At 53.6% G+C, this 13,030-nt stretch carries 13 protein-coding genes and 2 pseudogenes; 9 read left to right on the top strand and 6 right to left on the bottom strand.

Annotation, left to right across the window (positions count from 1 at the left end; translation table 11 throughout):
• Positions 1-36: 36 nt before the first annotated feature.
• Entirely contained in the window at positions 37-1,488 is a 1,452-nt protein-coding gene (locus CRO08_RS17060) for a hypothetical protein (protein ID WP_176495150.1), read from the bottom strand.
• A 138-nt stretch (positions 1,489-1,626) separates the two neighbouring features.
• Here CRO08_RS17060 and CRO08_RS12380 point away from each other — a divergent pair, with 138 nt between their 5' ends.
• Both CRO08_RS12380 and CRO08_RS12375 read left to right on the top strand, forming a co-directional pair.
• The gene (locus tag CRO08_RS12380; protein ID WP_255252363.1) at positions 1,627-2,703 is read left to right on the top strand and encodes a hypothetical protein; all 1,077 of its coding nucleotides are present in this window, start codon (positions 1,627-1,629) and stop codon (positions 2,701-2,703) included.
• Entirely contained in the window at positions 2,700-3,149 is a 450-nt protein-coding gene (locus tag CRO08_RS12375; protein ID WP_097036448.1) for a PIN domain-containing protein, read from the top strand. The genes CRO08_RS12380 and CRO08_RS12375 overlap by 4 nt, the downstream gene beginning before the upstream one ends.
• A gap of 11 nt (positions 3,150-3,160) precedes the next feature.
• Here the strand turns inward: CRO08_RS12375 and CRO08_RS12370 are convergent, their stop codons facing one another.
• Positions 3,161-3,961 (bottom strand): hypothetical protein, encoded by an 801-nt coding sequence (locus tag CRO08_RS12370; protein ID WP_097036447.1) that lies wholly within the window; start codon positions 3,959-3,961, stop codon positions 3,161-3,163.
• Between the two features lie 188 nt (positions 3,962-4,149).
• On the opposite strand from CRO08_RS12370, the gene gatB reads away from it, so the two are divergent.
• The 3 genes from gatB (at position 4,150) to CRO08_RS12355 (ending at position 6,764) form a co-directional block, all read left to right on the top strand.
• Positions 4,150-5,607, top strand: coding sequence for an Asp-tRNA(Asn)/Glu-tRNA(Gln) amidotransferase subunit GatB (gene gatB / locus CRO08_RS12365; protein WP_097036446.1), 1,458 nt, complete (start codon positions 4,150-4,152; stop codon positions 5,605-5,607).
• 71 nt (positions 5,608-5,678) lie between these two features.
• Positions 5,679-6,023, top strand: coding sequence for a hypothetical protein (locus CRO08_RS12360; protein ID WP_255252362.1), 345 nt, complete (start codon positions 5,679-5,681; stop codon positions 6,021-6,023).
• Positions 6,024-6,029: 6 nt separating this feature from the next.
• Positions 6,030-6,764 carry an IMP cyclohydrolase gene (locus tag CRO08_RS12355; protein WP_097036445.1) on the top strand — a complete coding sequence of 245 codons (735 nt, stop codon included), beginning with the start codon at positions 6,030-6,032 and terminating at the stop codon, positions 6,762-6,764.
• 45 nt (positions 6,765-6,809) lie between these two features.
• On the opposite strand, the gene CRO08_RS12350 is transcribed toward CRO08_RS12355, so the two are convergent.
• A complete protein-coding gene (locus CRO08_RS12350; RefSeq protein ID WP_072811283.1) occupies positions 6,810-7,364 on the bottom strand; it encodes a methylated-DNA--[protein]-cysteine S-methyltransferase in 555 nt (184 codons plus the stop codon).
• A gap of 63 nt (positions 7,365-7,427) precedes the next feature.
• Between CRO08_RS12350 and CRO08_RS12345 the strand changes: the two are divergent.
• Both CRO08_RS12345 and CRO08_RS17640 read left to right on the top strand, forming a co-directional pair.
• Positions 7,428-8,786: pseudogene (locus CRO08_RS12345) on the top strand (FISUMP domain-containing protein); the annotation flags it as partial.
• 38 nt (positions 8,787-8,824) lie between these two features.
• A pseudogene (locus CRO08_RS17640) lies at positions 8,825-9,211 on the top strand (FISUMP domain-containing protein); the annotation flags it as partial.
• On the opposite strand, the gene CRO08_RS17405 reads toward CRO08_RS17640, so the two are convergent.
• Entirely contained in the window at positions 9,187-9,498 is a 312-nt protein-coding gene (locus CRO08_RS17405; protein WP_255252360.1) for a hypothetical protein, read from the bottom strand. The pseudogene CRO08_RS17640 and the gene CRO08_RS17405 overlap by 25 nt on opposite strands.
• 22 nt (positions 9,499-9,520) lie before the next feature.
• Here CRO08_RS17405 and CRO08_RS17400 point away from each other — a divergent pair, with 22 nt between their 5' ends.
• Both CRO08_RS17400 and CRO08_RS12335 read left to right on the top strand, forming a co-directional pair.
• A complete protein-coding gene (locus tag CRO08_RS17400) occupies positions 9,521-10,129 on the top strand; it encodes an FISUMP domain-containing protein (protein ID WP_255252359.1) in 609 nt (202 codons plus the stop codon).
• Positions 10,130-10,148: 19 nt separating this feature from the next.
• Positions 10,149-11,075: an FISUMP domain-containing protein gene (locus tag CRO08_RS12335; RefSeq protein WP_097036442.1), complete on the top strand. Its 927-nt coding sequence runs from the start codon at positions 10,149-10,151 to the stop codon at positions 11,073-11,075.
• 175 nt (positions 11,076-11,250) lie between these two features.
• Here the strand turns inward: CRO08_RS12335 and gatA are convergent, their stop codons facing one another.
• Both gatA and CRO08_RS12325 read right to left on the bottom strand, forming a co-directional pair.
• Positions 11,251-12,669 carry an Asp-tRNA(Asn)/Glu-tRNA(Gln) amidotransferase subunit GatA gene (gene gatA / locus CRO08_RS12330; protein WP_097036441.1) on the bottom strand — a complete coding sequence of 473 codons (1,419 nt, stop codon included), beginning with the start codon at positions 12,667-12,669 and terminating at the stop codon, positions 11,251-11,253.
• A complete protein-coding gene (locus CRO08_RS12325) occupies positions 12,669-12,998 on the bottom strand; it encodes a DUF4321 domain-containing protein (protein WP_072811277.1) in 330 nt (109 codons plus the stop codon). The genes gatA and CRO08_RS12325 overlap by 1 nt, the downstream gene beginning before the upstream one ends.
• Between the last annotated feature and the right edge of the window lie 32 nt (positions 12,999-13,030).

Genomic DNA, 13,030 nt, shown 5'->3' with positions numbered 1-13,030 from the left:
CATCGGCGAGCTCTTTGAAATTTATGCAATTAATAACTAATTGATTCTGCCGACGAGGTTGCCGGAGAGCATCCAGTCCTTCGTGCTGCCGTAGCTGTGGAAGCCGGCAGAGAGGCTGAAGCGGTCGGTGAAGGCCTTCTCGACGTAGACTGCACCGAGAACGTCCTTCACGTGCTTGGCTGCGAAGCCCTGGTATTCCTTGTGCTCGTCGCGGTCACCCACGTATTCGGCTTCGAGGATGATTCGGTCGATAACCGGGAGCGAAATCGAGACACCGCCCGTGATGGGCATGACCATGTCGTCATCGGCACTCAGGTTCATGAGAGCCACTTCGCCGAAGATGTTGAACAGGTTCGTGACCACGGGGACGTTTGCCTTGAGGGACACATTGTGCTTGATTTCGGCGTCGGAGTCGTAGACAACGTCGAAGATGTTGCTGCGGTAGCCGAGCTGAATCTTCATGTTGTTGAGGGCTTCGAGGTTGTGGAAGTTGAACACGGCGCGGAGGTCACCCTTGTTGAGGTTGACGGACTTGCTGATGAGAGAAATATTCAGATCCATCGTCTCGGACGGGGTGAAGCCGAACTGCAGCTGGTTTTCGGAAGCCTGCGTAGACATGAAGCCGGTCAGGTAACCGTCGATGTAGCCACCGAAGTAGTCACCGTTCTTGTCGGTGTTGTCCCAGCGACCGACCTTGAAGTTGAACATGTCGGTTTCCTGGAATGCCCAGGCTTCGTCGAGGCTGAAGTAGTCGTCAGTGCCCTTTTCGGTACCTTCGCGGAGGGCTTCCTTCTTGGCCTTCTTGTCGAGGGATTCGTCGGACATGCGGAGATCGCCGGGGTAGAACGCTACGGCAATCTTGCCCTTGAAGTCTTCGCCTTCGGCGAGCACGGCAAAGTTGGCTTCGCCGTTCCAGGTTTCAAGGTTGTCGCTCATTTCGTCGTCTTCGGTGGTCCAGAAGACCTTGCCGGCTTCCAATTCGAAGTCAGCATTGATATCGAACGCGATCTTCGGGGTCTCGAGCACGGCGTTCTGGATCATTTTCTTCCTCTTGTGGCGTTTTTTCTTCTTGGCGGGCTTCTGCTCGTCGGCGGCTGCGACCTTTTCTTCGGCAGCCGCGGGTTCGGCGAAGCCTGCGTCTGCGGCCGGAGCTTCTTCAGCCGGAGCGGCGGTTGCTGAGCCTGTCGAAGCGTCAGCGGCGGCCTGTTCGGCAGGTGCTGCTTCGGCTACCGGGGCTGCTTCAGCGGGAGCGGCTTCTGCAGCGGGTGCTTCAGCGGCTGCTGCGGGGGCAGCGGCTTCAGCGGCAGGTGCTGCTTCGGCCGGTGCAGCCTGTTCAGCGGCAGGGGCTGCTGCGGGGGCTGCCTTGTCGGCTGTAGCCTTGTCCAGTTCCTTTTGTGCAACGTCTGCCTTTGCGGCAGTTGCTGCTGCATCAGGGGCGGCAAATACGGCCGCTGCCATAATGCAAGAAGCGAGGATCATCTTTTTCATCTCGGAATTCTCCTTTGGTAATTAATATGTCAAAAGTTTAGCAATTTAACGAACAAATGGGAGAATTCCCCCCAAAAATGGGATAAATTACTTCAACTTTTTGAAAAAAAGTTAATTTTTCGTGCCATGAGGATTAATTTGAAAAGACTTTTCTGCTTTATTGCCGTTTTGTTCGTAACGTTCGCGCTCGCACAAGAAACCCTTCCCGTTTACAAGAAAGTAAAAAACGATGTGGACGAGTCCGCTCCCGTAGGCCAGCTTTCCAAGTCGGACTGGATAAAGGAACTGCCCATCCCCAAGGACAAGGTGCAGAAGGTTAGCTGGGTCAAGGAGACCGTCGAGGTGACCGACAGGAAGGGTCGCCCGGTAAAGGACAAGAAGGGCCGCGTCAAGACGAAGACCAAGAAGAAGAAGGTGGTGACCTGGGTTGAACAGGATCCGAAGGAACCGCCGACATACGTGCCTATTGACTGTAAAATGGGCACAGTGTGGGTGCGCCGTGCGGAACTGGCCCGATTCCAGCAGGAAGCGCTCGACCTGAGCGGCGAGTATGCCTCTGCGACGGGTAGCGTTTATCTGAAAAAGTCGCCGAACAACCCCAAGCGGTTCGATGTGACCATCCAGAACGGGCCCGAGGGCAACCGCGCCGAAATCGAGATGGGCAACCTGGAAATTCGCGAATCCAACGGCAACGCGCGTCTGGCTTACCAGGAAGATGGCTGTACGGTAGATATCGCGGTGACGGGCCGCAAGGTGAAGGTCGCTCAGCGCGGCTGCAACGAGTACAATGCTGGCCAGTACAAGCTTGAGGGCGACTACGGAACCTACAAGGGCAACACGCGCAAGGTCGCGAGTTTCAACATGCCCGAGGTGCAGCTCAAGTTCAAGGAGTTCTTCTGGTGTGGTAGCGGTTTTGACAGCTGCGAAGAGATGAAGGACGAAAACGGCCCGGTGTTCATTACCTGGAGCAAGGGCGGCAAGGGCTTTATCGAACGCAAGGCGGGCGAGACCGTGCATACCTACCGCCCGTTCGAACACGTGATCCCGCACAAGCGCGAATTCTACAAGGGCGAAAAGCCCATAGCCATCAAGACCAAGCGTACCGACATGAGCGGCGAGTGGATGATCTGGTACTACTACCCGAAGGCAGAACGCTTCAAGATGGTGCGTGCCGGCATGCGCTACGATATCGCCTACATGGAAATTTACGAGTGATAAGGGATATCGGACAGAGCCGCGTTCTTTTTCTGGATTCCGGCCCGCTGGTCCGGCTATTGCAGATGCACCCGGATTTTTATCCGGCGGTATCGGGCGTGCTCGACATGGTGTACGAGAAGAACGTGCAGGTTCTTGTTTCTCCTGTTACCTTGTTTGAAATTAGCCAGAAAGCGTTCGGTGCAAATGAGGGTGTGCTTGCCCGCCAGTATCGCGAGTTCTTTGAGCATTCGAGGAACGTGAAGGTGTGCCCCGTGGATTCCGAGATCTCCGTGAAGGCGGCGGAACTTTTTGCCGCGGCCTCCCGCACGAATCACAAAATTACTGAGGCAGAGTCGCTTCGCCTTGCAACGGCGTTTGTGAACGGTGCCGACTGCATTCTCACGGAATGCGCGAACTTCCGCACCCTCACGGATGCGCTTGTTGTTACGCTGGACGAAGTGTAGGCTGGTCTAGGCTACTTGCTATTCTTCTTGGCCTCTTCGTACTCCTTTTTCTTCTGCTCGTATTCCTGCTTCTGTCGCTCATACTCCTGCTTCTGCCGCTCGTAATCGGCGATGATGGCCTTCATTTTTTCGGCGTAGGGCAGGTAGTAGGGGAGTTCGTCGATGACTTCCAACTGACCCTTCTTGTTGAATCCGAGCATGTAGGTGTTGTTCACTATGAAGAGCGGTTCCACCATCTTGAACGGGCTGAACCACACGATGGTCGCCATTTCTTCGGTGCTTATGGCTCGTATGGAAATTTCGCCAACGGCATTTGCTTCTTCGCTGCCCTCGGGTGCCGTGTAGAAGGCGGGGTGGCGGATTTCCTTACGGACTCCCTCCCAGGCGTGCCTTGCGGACTTGTCGGTCTTGGGGATTGCGTACTTGAACTTGAACTTTTCCGGGCCCGCCTCGACGGTGTAGGTGTTCTTGCGCTTGTTGAAGTTCTCGTTCTGGCCGGTGCTAGAAATCTTTTCCCAGGTTCCCGGCATCAGGAACAGGTAGTCAGCGATGGGGAGATTGCCCTCTTCGACGGAAAGGTCTTCTTTTAGTTTGTTGTAAGTCGCGATAACCAGCGAGTCGCTTGCACGCACGTACTGCATGTTGTCGGGGAGCTTTTGGTACTTGATTTCTTCGGGGCGGTTGTTCTGCGCTTCGCCGGTGTATTCGCCGCCGGGGATTTCCTTGTGGTCCGAAAGTTCTCTCGGCATGGAGGCGCAACCGACAAACAGGCTCGTGGCCCCGATGATGGCAAGAATCTTTAAAGTTTTCATGGCCGAACTCCTGGAAAAAAATGGGCTGCTTTTTAAAATAATCTTTTTTTTACGAAGAGGGTAACGTAATGTCAGTATTCTTCTTGTTTCCTGCATCCCGGCCCCGTTTTTTTCCGCATATCAAGTTCTAAGTTCTAAGTTTTAAGTTCTAAAATACTATCTTTTTCCCGTAAAATTACGGAGTTTTTATGCCTAACTATTGTCCTGTTATCGGTCTTGAAATCCATTGCCAGCTCGCAACTAAAACCAAGATGTTCTGCGGCTGCGAAATCGAAGTGAATACGACCCCGAACAAGCACGTTTGCCCTGTTTGCCTCGGTATGCCGGGTGTCATGCCCGTGCCGAACAAGAAGGCGGTGGAATACGCGATTCGCCTGGGCCTCGCGCTCAACTGTGAAATCGACCTGAACGCGATGTGGACCCGCAAGAACTACTTCTACCCGGACCTGCCGAAGGGCTACCAGATTACCCAGACGGGCGGACTTCCGGTGTACGACCACCCGATTTGCAAGAACGGCTGGCTCGAAATCGTGAAGGAAGACGGCACCAAGAAGCGCGTGGGCATTACCCGTATCCACATGGAAGAAGACGCCGGTAAGCTCATCCACGACATGAGCCCGACCGATTCCCACTTCGACGCGAACCGCTGCGGCACCCCGCTTTGCGAAATCGTGACCGAACCGGATATCCGTAGCCCCGAAGAAGCCGTGCTCGTTCTCAAGAAGATTAAGCAGACGCTTGAATACACCCGTGTTTCCAACGCCAACATGGAAAACGGCAACATGCGCTGCGATGGTAACATTTCCCTGCGTGCCAGTGAAGACGCTCCGTTCGGTATCCGCGCCGAAATCAAGAATCTGAACAGCTTCACGAACTTGGAAAAGGCTCTCTACTGCGAAATGAACCTGCAGGCCTCGACCCTCGATGCAGGCAAGGAAGTGGAACAGTGCACCAAGCGTTACGACCCCAATGCGGACAAGACCATCGTGATTCGCTCCAAGGAAGACGCCCACGACTATAAGTACTTCCCGGAACCGGACATGGTCCGCCTCGTGACCGACCCTGCCTTCGTGGAAGAAATCCGCCGCACGCTTCCGGAACTGCCGGATGCCCGCCGCAAGCGCTTCATGGACGACTTCGGTGTTTCCGAATACGACGCCATGGTGCTCACCGAAGACCGCGACGTGAGCGAATGGTACGACACCGCCGCGAAGAACTGCAAGAACGGCAAGGTGCTCGCCAACTGGGTGATTACCGAACTTTTGGCCAAGGTGAAGGAACTGGAAGGCGGCCTCAGCGCCCTCAAGATTAAGCCCGAAGACCTCTGCAAGCTCGTGAACCTGATTGCTGACAACACCATCAACGGTAAGATTGCAAAGACGGTCTTCGCCGAGATGTTCGAAAGCGGCAAGGACCCCGAAGCCATCGTTAAGGAAAAGGGGCTTGTGCAGGTGACCGACACCGGTGCCATCGAAGAAGTCGTTAAACAGGTCTGTGCCGAAAATGCTGCCCAGTTCGCCGAATTCAAGGCGGGCAAGGTTGCGCTGAAGGGCTTCCTCGTGGGTATGACCATGCGCAAATCCGGCGGCAAGGCTAACCCGGGCCTCGTGAACCAGATTCTCGACAAGCTCGCGAAGGAAGGCTAGTTGGTTTATTGTAGAAGGTGTCATCCTGAGCGGAGTGCGTAGCACGAAGTCGAAGGATCCAGGAATGAATAATGAAGAAAGAAGGATTAAAAGTGAATGTGAATAAGACATTCTTCATTCTTTTGTTGTTCTTTCTCGTCCTCGCGATTCCCGCGGCTGCCGCTGAAGTCACGAACAAGTGCGATAGCCTGCGCGTGAGTACGCTGAACATGACCGAGGAGCAGATTGCTGAAATTTGCGGCATTGATTCCACGAAACTCGCCGAGGGACCGACCCTCCAGGAACTCAACGAAGAAGACCCGAAGTACATCAAGCGCGATTACGACCACAAGCAGCAGGTTGTCGTGGGGAGCGTCATTATGCTCTGCGTTGCCGTCGCCATGGTCCTGATGAACAATTATAACCCGAAAAGGTAGATTCTTATGAAATACACAGACGAAGCAAAACAGAATTTCAAGGCCCTTTCCAACAACCCCTATCCCGGACGCGGAATTATCCTCGGCGAAAGTGCCGACGGCAAGTCCTACGTGCAGGTTTACTGGATTATGGGCCGTAGCGTCAACAGCCGTAACCGCATTTTCGAAATGGAATCCAAGACCGGCTTCATGAAGACGAAGGCCTTCGACGAATCCAAGCTCTCGGACCCGCACCTGATTATCTACTACCCGGCACGCCACACTTCCGACGTCCAGATTATCACGAACGGCGACCAGACCGACACGATTTACGATGCTATCAAGCTCGGCGGCACCTTCGAAAGTGCCCTCCGCACGCGCCAGTACGAAGACGACGCCCCGAACTTCACGCCGCGTATTTCCGGCATCCACTACAAGAACGCAAGCCCCGCCGTGTACAAGCTCTCCATCCTCAAGAGCAGGGGGAACAGTGAAGATGCCGGTTGCGAACGCATGACGTTCGAATACGAGAAGGCTCTGCCGGGTCTTGGCCACTTCATCAGCACCTACGAAACCGATGGATGCCCGATTCCTAGCTTCAACGGCTTCCCGAAGCTGATGCCGATTTTTGACAACGCCGAAGACACGCTCAAGAAGTACTGGGCCGCCCTGAACAAGGACAACAAGGTTTCCCTGATGGTCAAGTGGATCGACAAGAAGACCTTCAAGGCGAAAACGCTTATCGTGAATAAGAACAAGTAAAAGAATGCTCGCAGATCCCCGCCTGCGCGGGGATGACGGCGGGATTTATTCCAGTTCCAGCTCGTTTTGAATGGCGCCTTCCATGCACAGGAGGCGCCTTTTTAAATCGGTGCCGAGGGCGTAACCGCCAATCTGCCCGCGGCTCGTGACCACGCGGTGGCAGGGGATTATGACCTGCAGGGGATTGCTGTGGAGCGCATTCCCGACGGCACGGACTGCGTTCGGGTGCCCGATAATTTCGGCAACCTGCTTGTAGGTCCATGTTTTGCCGTAGGGAATGTCCATGATGGCTTCGAGGACGTTCATCTGGAACTTGGTGCCGGACAACTTAATCGGGATGGAAAATTTTTTGAGTTTGCCCGAAAGGTACTGGTTGAGTTCGCGTACAACGTTGTTGTAAACCCTTGCTGTGGCGCGCGGGAGAGCTTCGTCGCTGTCGGGTTTTGCGTATGCGCAGGCCTTGACCGTGCTTGGCACAATCGATTCATCAGCGCCGGTAAACCGGAGCCCGCACAGAAGGTTCCCTTCGAACTTGAAGGTCCACTCGCCCCACATATTGCGGTGCTTGATGGTCAGTATGTCTACTTCCGGTTTTTTCATACTAGAAATATACACTTTTTACGGGGAGAAAGAAAAAAATCTATATTTTGTACCTGTTGGGGTATGTGGGATAAAGGAGAAATCATGAAAAAGTTCCTGTTGCTGCCGGGTCATGGCTCGCTTTTTGTTGCGGGCACGCTATTTGCTCTCTTTTTGGTCGCCTGTGGCGACGATGACGACTTTTCTCCGGTCGCGAAGGACCGCGGTTACGACTATGCGTACACGACGGCGAAGGGCTTGTCGGAAACCCCGTGCAACGAGATGCGCGAGGGCCGAGAAGCCGTTATCGGGCGAGACAAGGACCGTTACGAGTGCCGCTTTGACCGCGCCGATTCCGTCTACATCTGGGTGGGCGAGTTCGATACGCTAACTGCGGAAGGTCGCGAGTTCCACCAAGCGGAATCGTCTAGCAGTTTGCTGTACAGTTCCTCAAGTTTTGATTTTGATATCACTTGGTCTTATGATAAGGACGATTTCAAACTGGCGTCCATCCCCTTTACCATGACTTCTAAGGACGAATTGTTTAACCCGGAAATCGAATACGGAACAATGACGGACGAACGCGATGGCCAGGTCTATAGAACCGTTGTCATTGGAAACAGAGTCTGGATGGCCGAGAACCTCAATTTTGCTGGCAACGACGATTATCCGCTAGTGCTCGAACGTTCGGCTTGCATTAATTTCGATGATGATAACTGCGCCCTGCTGGGCCGCTTGTATTCACGTGAAGCAACTATGGACAACATCGCCTGCAAACTTGGATCTTCCTGCGATATCGGGGATACCTTGGTTCGCGGTGTATGTCCCAAGGGATGGCATATTCCATCTAGCGACGAGGCTACGGCTCTAGTAGACGCATTTGGCGATAAATTTGAAGAAGTCCGGTCTGCAAAAACCTGGTCCTTTTATAACGAAGGGGGTAATACCACGGGCTTTTCGATGCCGGCAACGGGGGGGCTCAATTTCTATAATAAAGATTTTGATAATCTTGGAAGGACTGGAATCGTTTGGGCATATATAAAAGGACCGTATTTGAGTTACCTAGTTTTCCGCGGAGAGTCGGGTAATGATATTATTATACATTCTGGTTTTTCATACAATCTTTTTGCTTCTGTCCGCTGTGTATCGGATGACACGCTGAATGTAGTCTCTTTGTCATCAAGTGTCCGTAGTTCTTCGAGCATTTCATCTTCGAGCAGCGGAGTCAGCTCCAGCTCGTCTAGTTCTTCTTCCTTCAGCATTTTCCCCACCAGCAGTTCATCGGAAAGATACTCCAAGATGGATGTCGAGCCTTACCTGAAAGAAAAGGGCGAACAGTTTAACCCGGACATCGAATATGGTACAATGAGGGACTCGCGCGACGGCCAAGTATACAAAACAGTCGTCGTTAACGGACAGACCTGGATGGCGGAGAACTTGAACTATGCACGTCACAAGGGGGGGAATCCTTCTGCTTCAATATGGACACGGCGTATTGTGAGTTGTATGGCCGCCTATATGCCCGAGATGTGGCAATGGATACCTCCGTGTGTTATTATAAATTCCCATGCGAACTGGGAAGCAAGCCTGTCCAGGGCGTGTGCCCGTCCGGATGGCATATCCCATCCTATAATGAAGCGCTGTCGCTGAAGAATTTTGTGGAAGGAAAATCCAGCGCACTAAGGTCCGCTAAGGGCTGGAAGCCGACAGTCCCGCCAGGAACAGATATCTACGGGCTATCCTTTGTTGGAACGGGGGCTCTTTGGCCGAATAATGGCACCAGCTTCAAGAGTATGGGTACCGCTGGATTTATTTGGGTTTACGAGCCTTCGACAAACAGTTCCTACCTTTCTCTCAATGGGGAAAGTGTATCCGTCAGCGGCTTTACCACCTTCCCGGTACACCTTCCCGTCCGCTGCATAGCAGACAAGGCTCCTGCATCTTCTAGTTCCGCGAAAAGTTCGTCTTCGAGCGTGTCTTCGTCTAGCGTGAAATCATCGAGTAGCGTGAGTTCGTCGTCGTTCAGTTCGTCAAGTGTGTCTTCGAGCAGTGCGAAATCTTCTAGCAGTATGAGTTCGTCAACAGTCTCGTCGAGCAGCGAAAGTTCCTCGAGCGAAGAATCTTCGAGTTCGTTTGATAAGACCGTGCTTTTCAATTCGGCGGAAAGCTATGGTGAAATGACGGACTCGCGCGATGGACAGACGTACAGGACGTTGAATATAGCGGGGCACACCTGGATGGCGGAAAACCTGAACTTTGCGGATTCTTCGAAACTCCCCATCCTGGAGGGGAACAACCGCTGCTATGGCGATGACCCGAGCGAATGTGTAGCCTTCGGGCGCCTGTACAGCAGAGAGGCTGCGCTGAATGACAGTCGGTGCACATGTTATAACGGAACGTGCCCCTCGATGTCTGGCAATGTTCAGGGCATCTGCCCCAGCGGGTGGCATATCCCTTCGAAAAGCGAGGCGGAACAACTGGCGAACTTGAACGGGAATCAGGCTAGTAGTCTGAATTCGTCTTATGGGTGGGCTACGGACCGTAGAGGCAACAATTCTACGGGCATGTCCTTTGTAGGAACCGGTGTGTATCAACGCCAAACCGGCTCTGTCGGATTTAAGGGAAAGGGAAACTATACCAATCTGTGGGTTTACGACGCGTCGACCCCGAATGAAAATTGGTATCTGATGGATGTAGGAAAAAGCGCATCGGGAAACGGGACCATAGCGGTCATGGATGATGCCGAGTATGACCCGTTTTTCCCTATCCGCTGCGTGAAGAACTAATGGAGTTTAATAGGTGTATATGAAACGTTTTTCTAATTGTAAAATAGCCGGCCTTGTCGCTCTTGCCTTTGGCCTCGCATTTCTTGTGGGGTGTGGTGACGATGATGATTTTTCTCCGGTCTCTGGAAAACAGGGGGCTGATGACGTTGAATCCTCGGATAGTGTTAAATCATCCAGTAGCGTAAAATCTTCGGATAGTGACGGTTCCTCGTCGAGCGAAAATTCCCGCTCCAGCAGTTCGCGTGTCAGTTCTTCTAGCAGCAATAACCCGCCCGACGACCCTGCTTCCGCAATTGAAATTAACATCACGACGAAAGACGATATATTTAATCCGGAAATCGATTATGGCGAAATGACGGACCCGCGCGACGGTAAAAAGTACAAGACCATAGAATTCAATGGACAGGTCTGGATGGCAGAGAACCTGAATTATGCAGATTCTACAAAGAGTACTGTGATAAAAGGGAATACCCATTGCTACGATAACGATGAACGGAATTGTGAACTGCTTGGTAGATTCTACAACCGTACTGCGGCGATGAATAATGATGCATGTATTCCAGGTAAAGTCTGCAATCTGGGTGATGAACCTGTTCAGGGAATCTGTCCTGACGGCTGGCATATCCCTTCTTGGAAAGAGATGTATTATTTTGACTGGGCAGTGGACGACCGTCTTGACTATGTAAGGTCTGCGAACGGCTGGGGAGACGGGGTAAAGATAATTGCTCCCGGGCTCGATGTTTATGGACTGTCTTTCGTTGGCATGGGGGAATATGTTAATGGTAGGTCCACTTCTAAGGGCCTTTACTCGGCAACGTGGGCTGTTTCTGAAAGTGTGTATTCCTATCTCTTGATTAAAGTTGTAGAACAGAGAATGTACGTTGATGATATTAGTCTTGAAAAAATGACTGATAACTTCTTCGGAGTCCGCTGCATAAAGGACTAATAGCGAGCTTAATTGCGCAAAAAAAAGACCTGCCGCGGGTCAGGCCTTTTTCATAATGTCATCCTGGAGGGCGAAGCCCGATAGGATCCACTAAACTACTTGTTCAGCTTTTGACGCCTTTGGCGTCCGCTGCTGCGTTCGGTCATACCGTCAAGTAAACTTGACGGTGCGACACTCACTTTGCAAGCTTTTCGGTCGCGGCGGCGACACTGAGCAGGTCCGTTTCCTGGAACGGCTTGCCAATCCACTGCAGGCCGACGGGGAGACCGCCTGCCATGCCGCAGGGCACGCTCACGCCCGGGAGACCGGCGAGGTTCAGGCTCACGGTGTAGATGTCGCTCAGGTAAACCGCCATCGGGTCGGACTCGTTCATGCCGCACTTGAGCGGGAGGCCCGGCATCGTGGGACTTGCAATCACGTCGCAACTTTCGAACGCCTTGCTGAAGTCGTCCGTGATGAGGCGGCGCACCTTCTGGGCCTGCACGTAGTAGGCGTCGTAGAAGCCTGCGCTAAGCACGTAGCTGCCGAGGAGAATACGGCGCTGGACTTCCTTGCCGAAACCTTCGCTGCGGGACTTGGCATACAGGTCGAACAGCTTGCGGGCTTCCTTACTGCGGTAGCCGTAGCGCACGCCGTCGTAGCGGCTGAGGTTGCTGCTCGCTTCGGCGGTTGCGATGATGTAGTAGCTCGATACCGCGAAACCGATGTGCGGGAGGCTCACTTCCTTGAGCGTAGCGCCTTCGGCTTCCATCTTCTTGAGCATTGTCTCGATAGCGGCCTTGCATTCCGGGTCGAGACCTTCGGCGAAGTATTCCTTCGGGACGCCAATGACCTTGCCCTTCACGCCTGCGTCGAGCTTCGCGCCGAAGTCCTCGGGTTCGCGGGTGCTCGTGGTGTTGTCGTGCGGGTCGATGCCGCAGATGGCGTTAAGGAGAGTGGCGCAGTCGGCGACGGTAGTGCCGAAGGGTCCAATCTGGTCCAGGGAGCTTGCATAGGCCAGCAGGCCATAGCGGGACACGCGGCCGTAGGTGGGCTTTAAGCCCACGACGCCTGTGCAGGCGGCGGGCTGACGGATAGAACCACCGGTGTCGGAGCCGAGCGCACAGGCGACCGTGCCACTGGCCACGGCTACGGCCGAACCGCCACTGGAACCGCCCGGCACGCGGGATTCGTCGAGAGGGTTCTTTACCGGCCCGTAGTACGAGGTCTCGCTGCTCGAGCCCATCGCGAATTCGTCCATGTTCGTCTTGCCGACGATAACCGCACCTGCCGCTTCGAGCTTTTCGATGGCGGTAGCGGTGTAGGGGGCGACGAAGTTGTCGAGAATCTTGGAGGCTGCCGTAGTGCGCGTACCTTCGAGGCACATATTGTCCTTCACGGCAACGGGGATGCCGTCCAGCGCGCCGAGACTCTTGCCTTCGGCACGGCGCTTGTCCGATTCCGCGGCCTTCGCGAGGGCGCGCTCGTTCAGCACGCTGATATATGCATTCAAATTCTTGGTAGCTTCAATTTTTGCGAGAGAGTCCTGCGCGAGAGCAACTGCCGAAGTCTCGCCGCTGGCGAGCTTGGCGCTCAAATTCTTGATGGTATCCATTACCTATTTCCTCCGGACCATTTCATGATGTATATCGAGATGGCCATGCCGATGATGCTGACGACGTTAAACTTGAAACTGATTCCCAGGGCGAGCTTGATCATGTAGAGGTCGAGAACCGCAGGGCTCGCGTTATCTCCGTTAAACCCGAACGAGGGCGAGAAGGACTTCACGAAGAAGTTGTGCACGATGTTGTCGTAACCGCCCGCGTTCATGAGTTCGCCGAGTTCCCCGAAGAGGAGCCCGAGGCATTCACCGAGCACTCCGCCGATGATGAGGCCGAGCACGATAAAGAGGATGAGTCGTCCGAAGGTGTTTCTGTTAGTCATATGGCTAAATATAGTAAGAAATCGTTTGTTTG

Origin of the sequence: Fibrobacter sp. UWT3, assembly GCF_900230125.1 — a bacterium.
In the GTDB taxonomy this organism is placed as follows: Bacteria; Fibrobacterota; Fibrobacteria; order Fibrobacterales; family Fibrobacteraceae; genus Fibrobacter.
This window is presented reverse-complemented; position numbering and strand designations above follow the sequence as displayed.

Excerpts from the sequence above, each read along its gene's own strand:
- CRO08_RS17060 (WP_176495150.1), bottom strand. The coding sequence starts at position 1,488 with ATGAAAAAGATGATCCTCGCTTCTTGCATTATGGCAGCGGCCGTATTT.
- CRO08_RS12370 (WP_097036447.1), bottom strand. The coding sequence starts at position 3,961 with ATGAAAACTTTAAAGATTCTTGCCATCATCGGGGCCACGAGCCTGTTT.
- gatB (WP_097036446.1), top strand. The coding sequence starts at position 4,150 with ATGCCTAACTATTGTCCTGTTATCGGTCTTGAAATCCATTGCCAGCTC.
- CRO08_RS12360 (WP_255252362.1), top strand. The coding sequence starts at position 5,679 with ATGAAGAAAGAAGGATTAAAAGTGAATGTGAATAAGACATTCTTCATT.
- CRO08_RS12355 (WP_097036445.1), top strand. The coding sequence starts at position 6,030 with ATGAAATACACAGACGAAGCAAAACAGAATTTCAAGGCCCTTTCCAAC.
- CRO08_RS12350 (WP_072811283.1), bottom strand. The coding sequence starts at position 7,364 with ATGAAAAAACCGGAAGTAGACATACTGACCATCAAGCACCGCAATATG.
- CRO08_RS17400 (WP_255252359.1), top strand. The coding sequence starts at position 9,521 with ATGACGGACTCGCGCGATGGACAGACGTACAGGACGTTGAATATAGCG.
- CRO08_RS12335 (WP_097036442.1), top strand. The coding sequence starts at position 10,149 with ATGAAACGTTTTTCTAATTGTAAAATAGCCGGCCTTGTCGCTCTTGCC.
- gatA (WP_097036441.1), bottom strand. The coding sequence starts at position 12,669 with ATGGATACCATCAAGAATTTGAGCGCCAAGCTCGCCAGCGGCGAGACT.
- CRO08_RS12325 (WP_072811277.1), bottom strand. The coding sequence starts at position 12,998 with ATGACTAACAGAAACACCTTCGGACGACTCATCCTCTTTATCGTGCTC.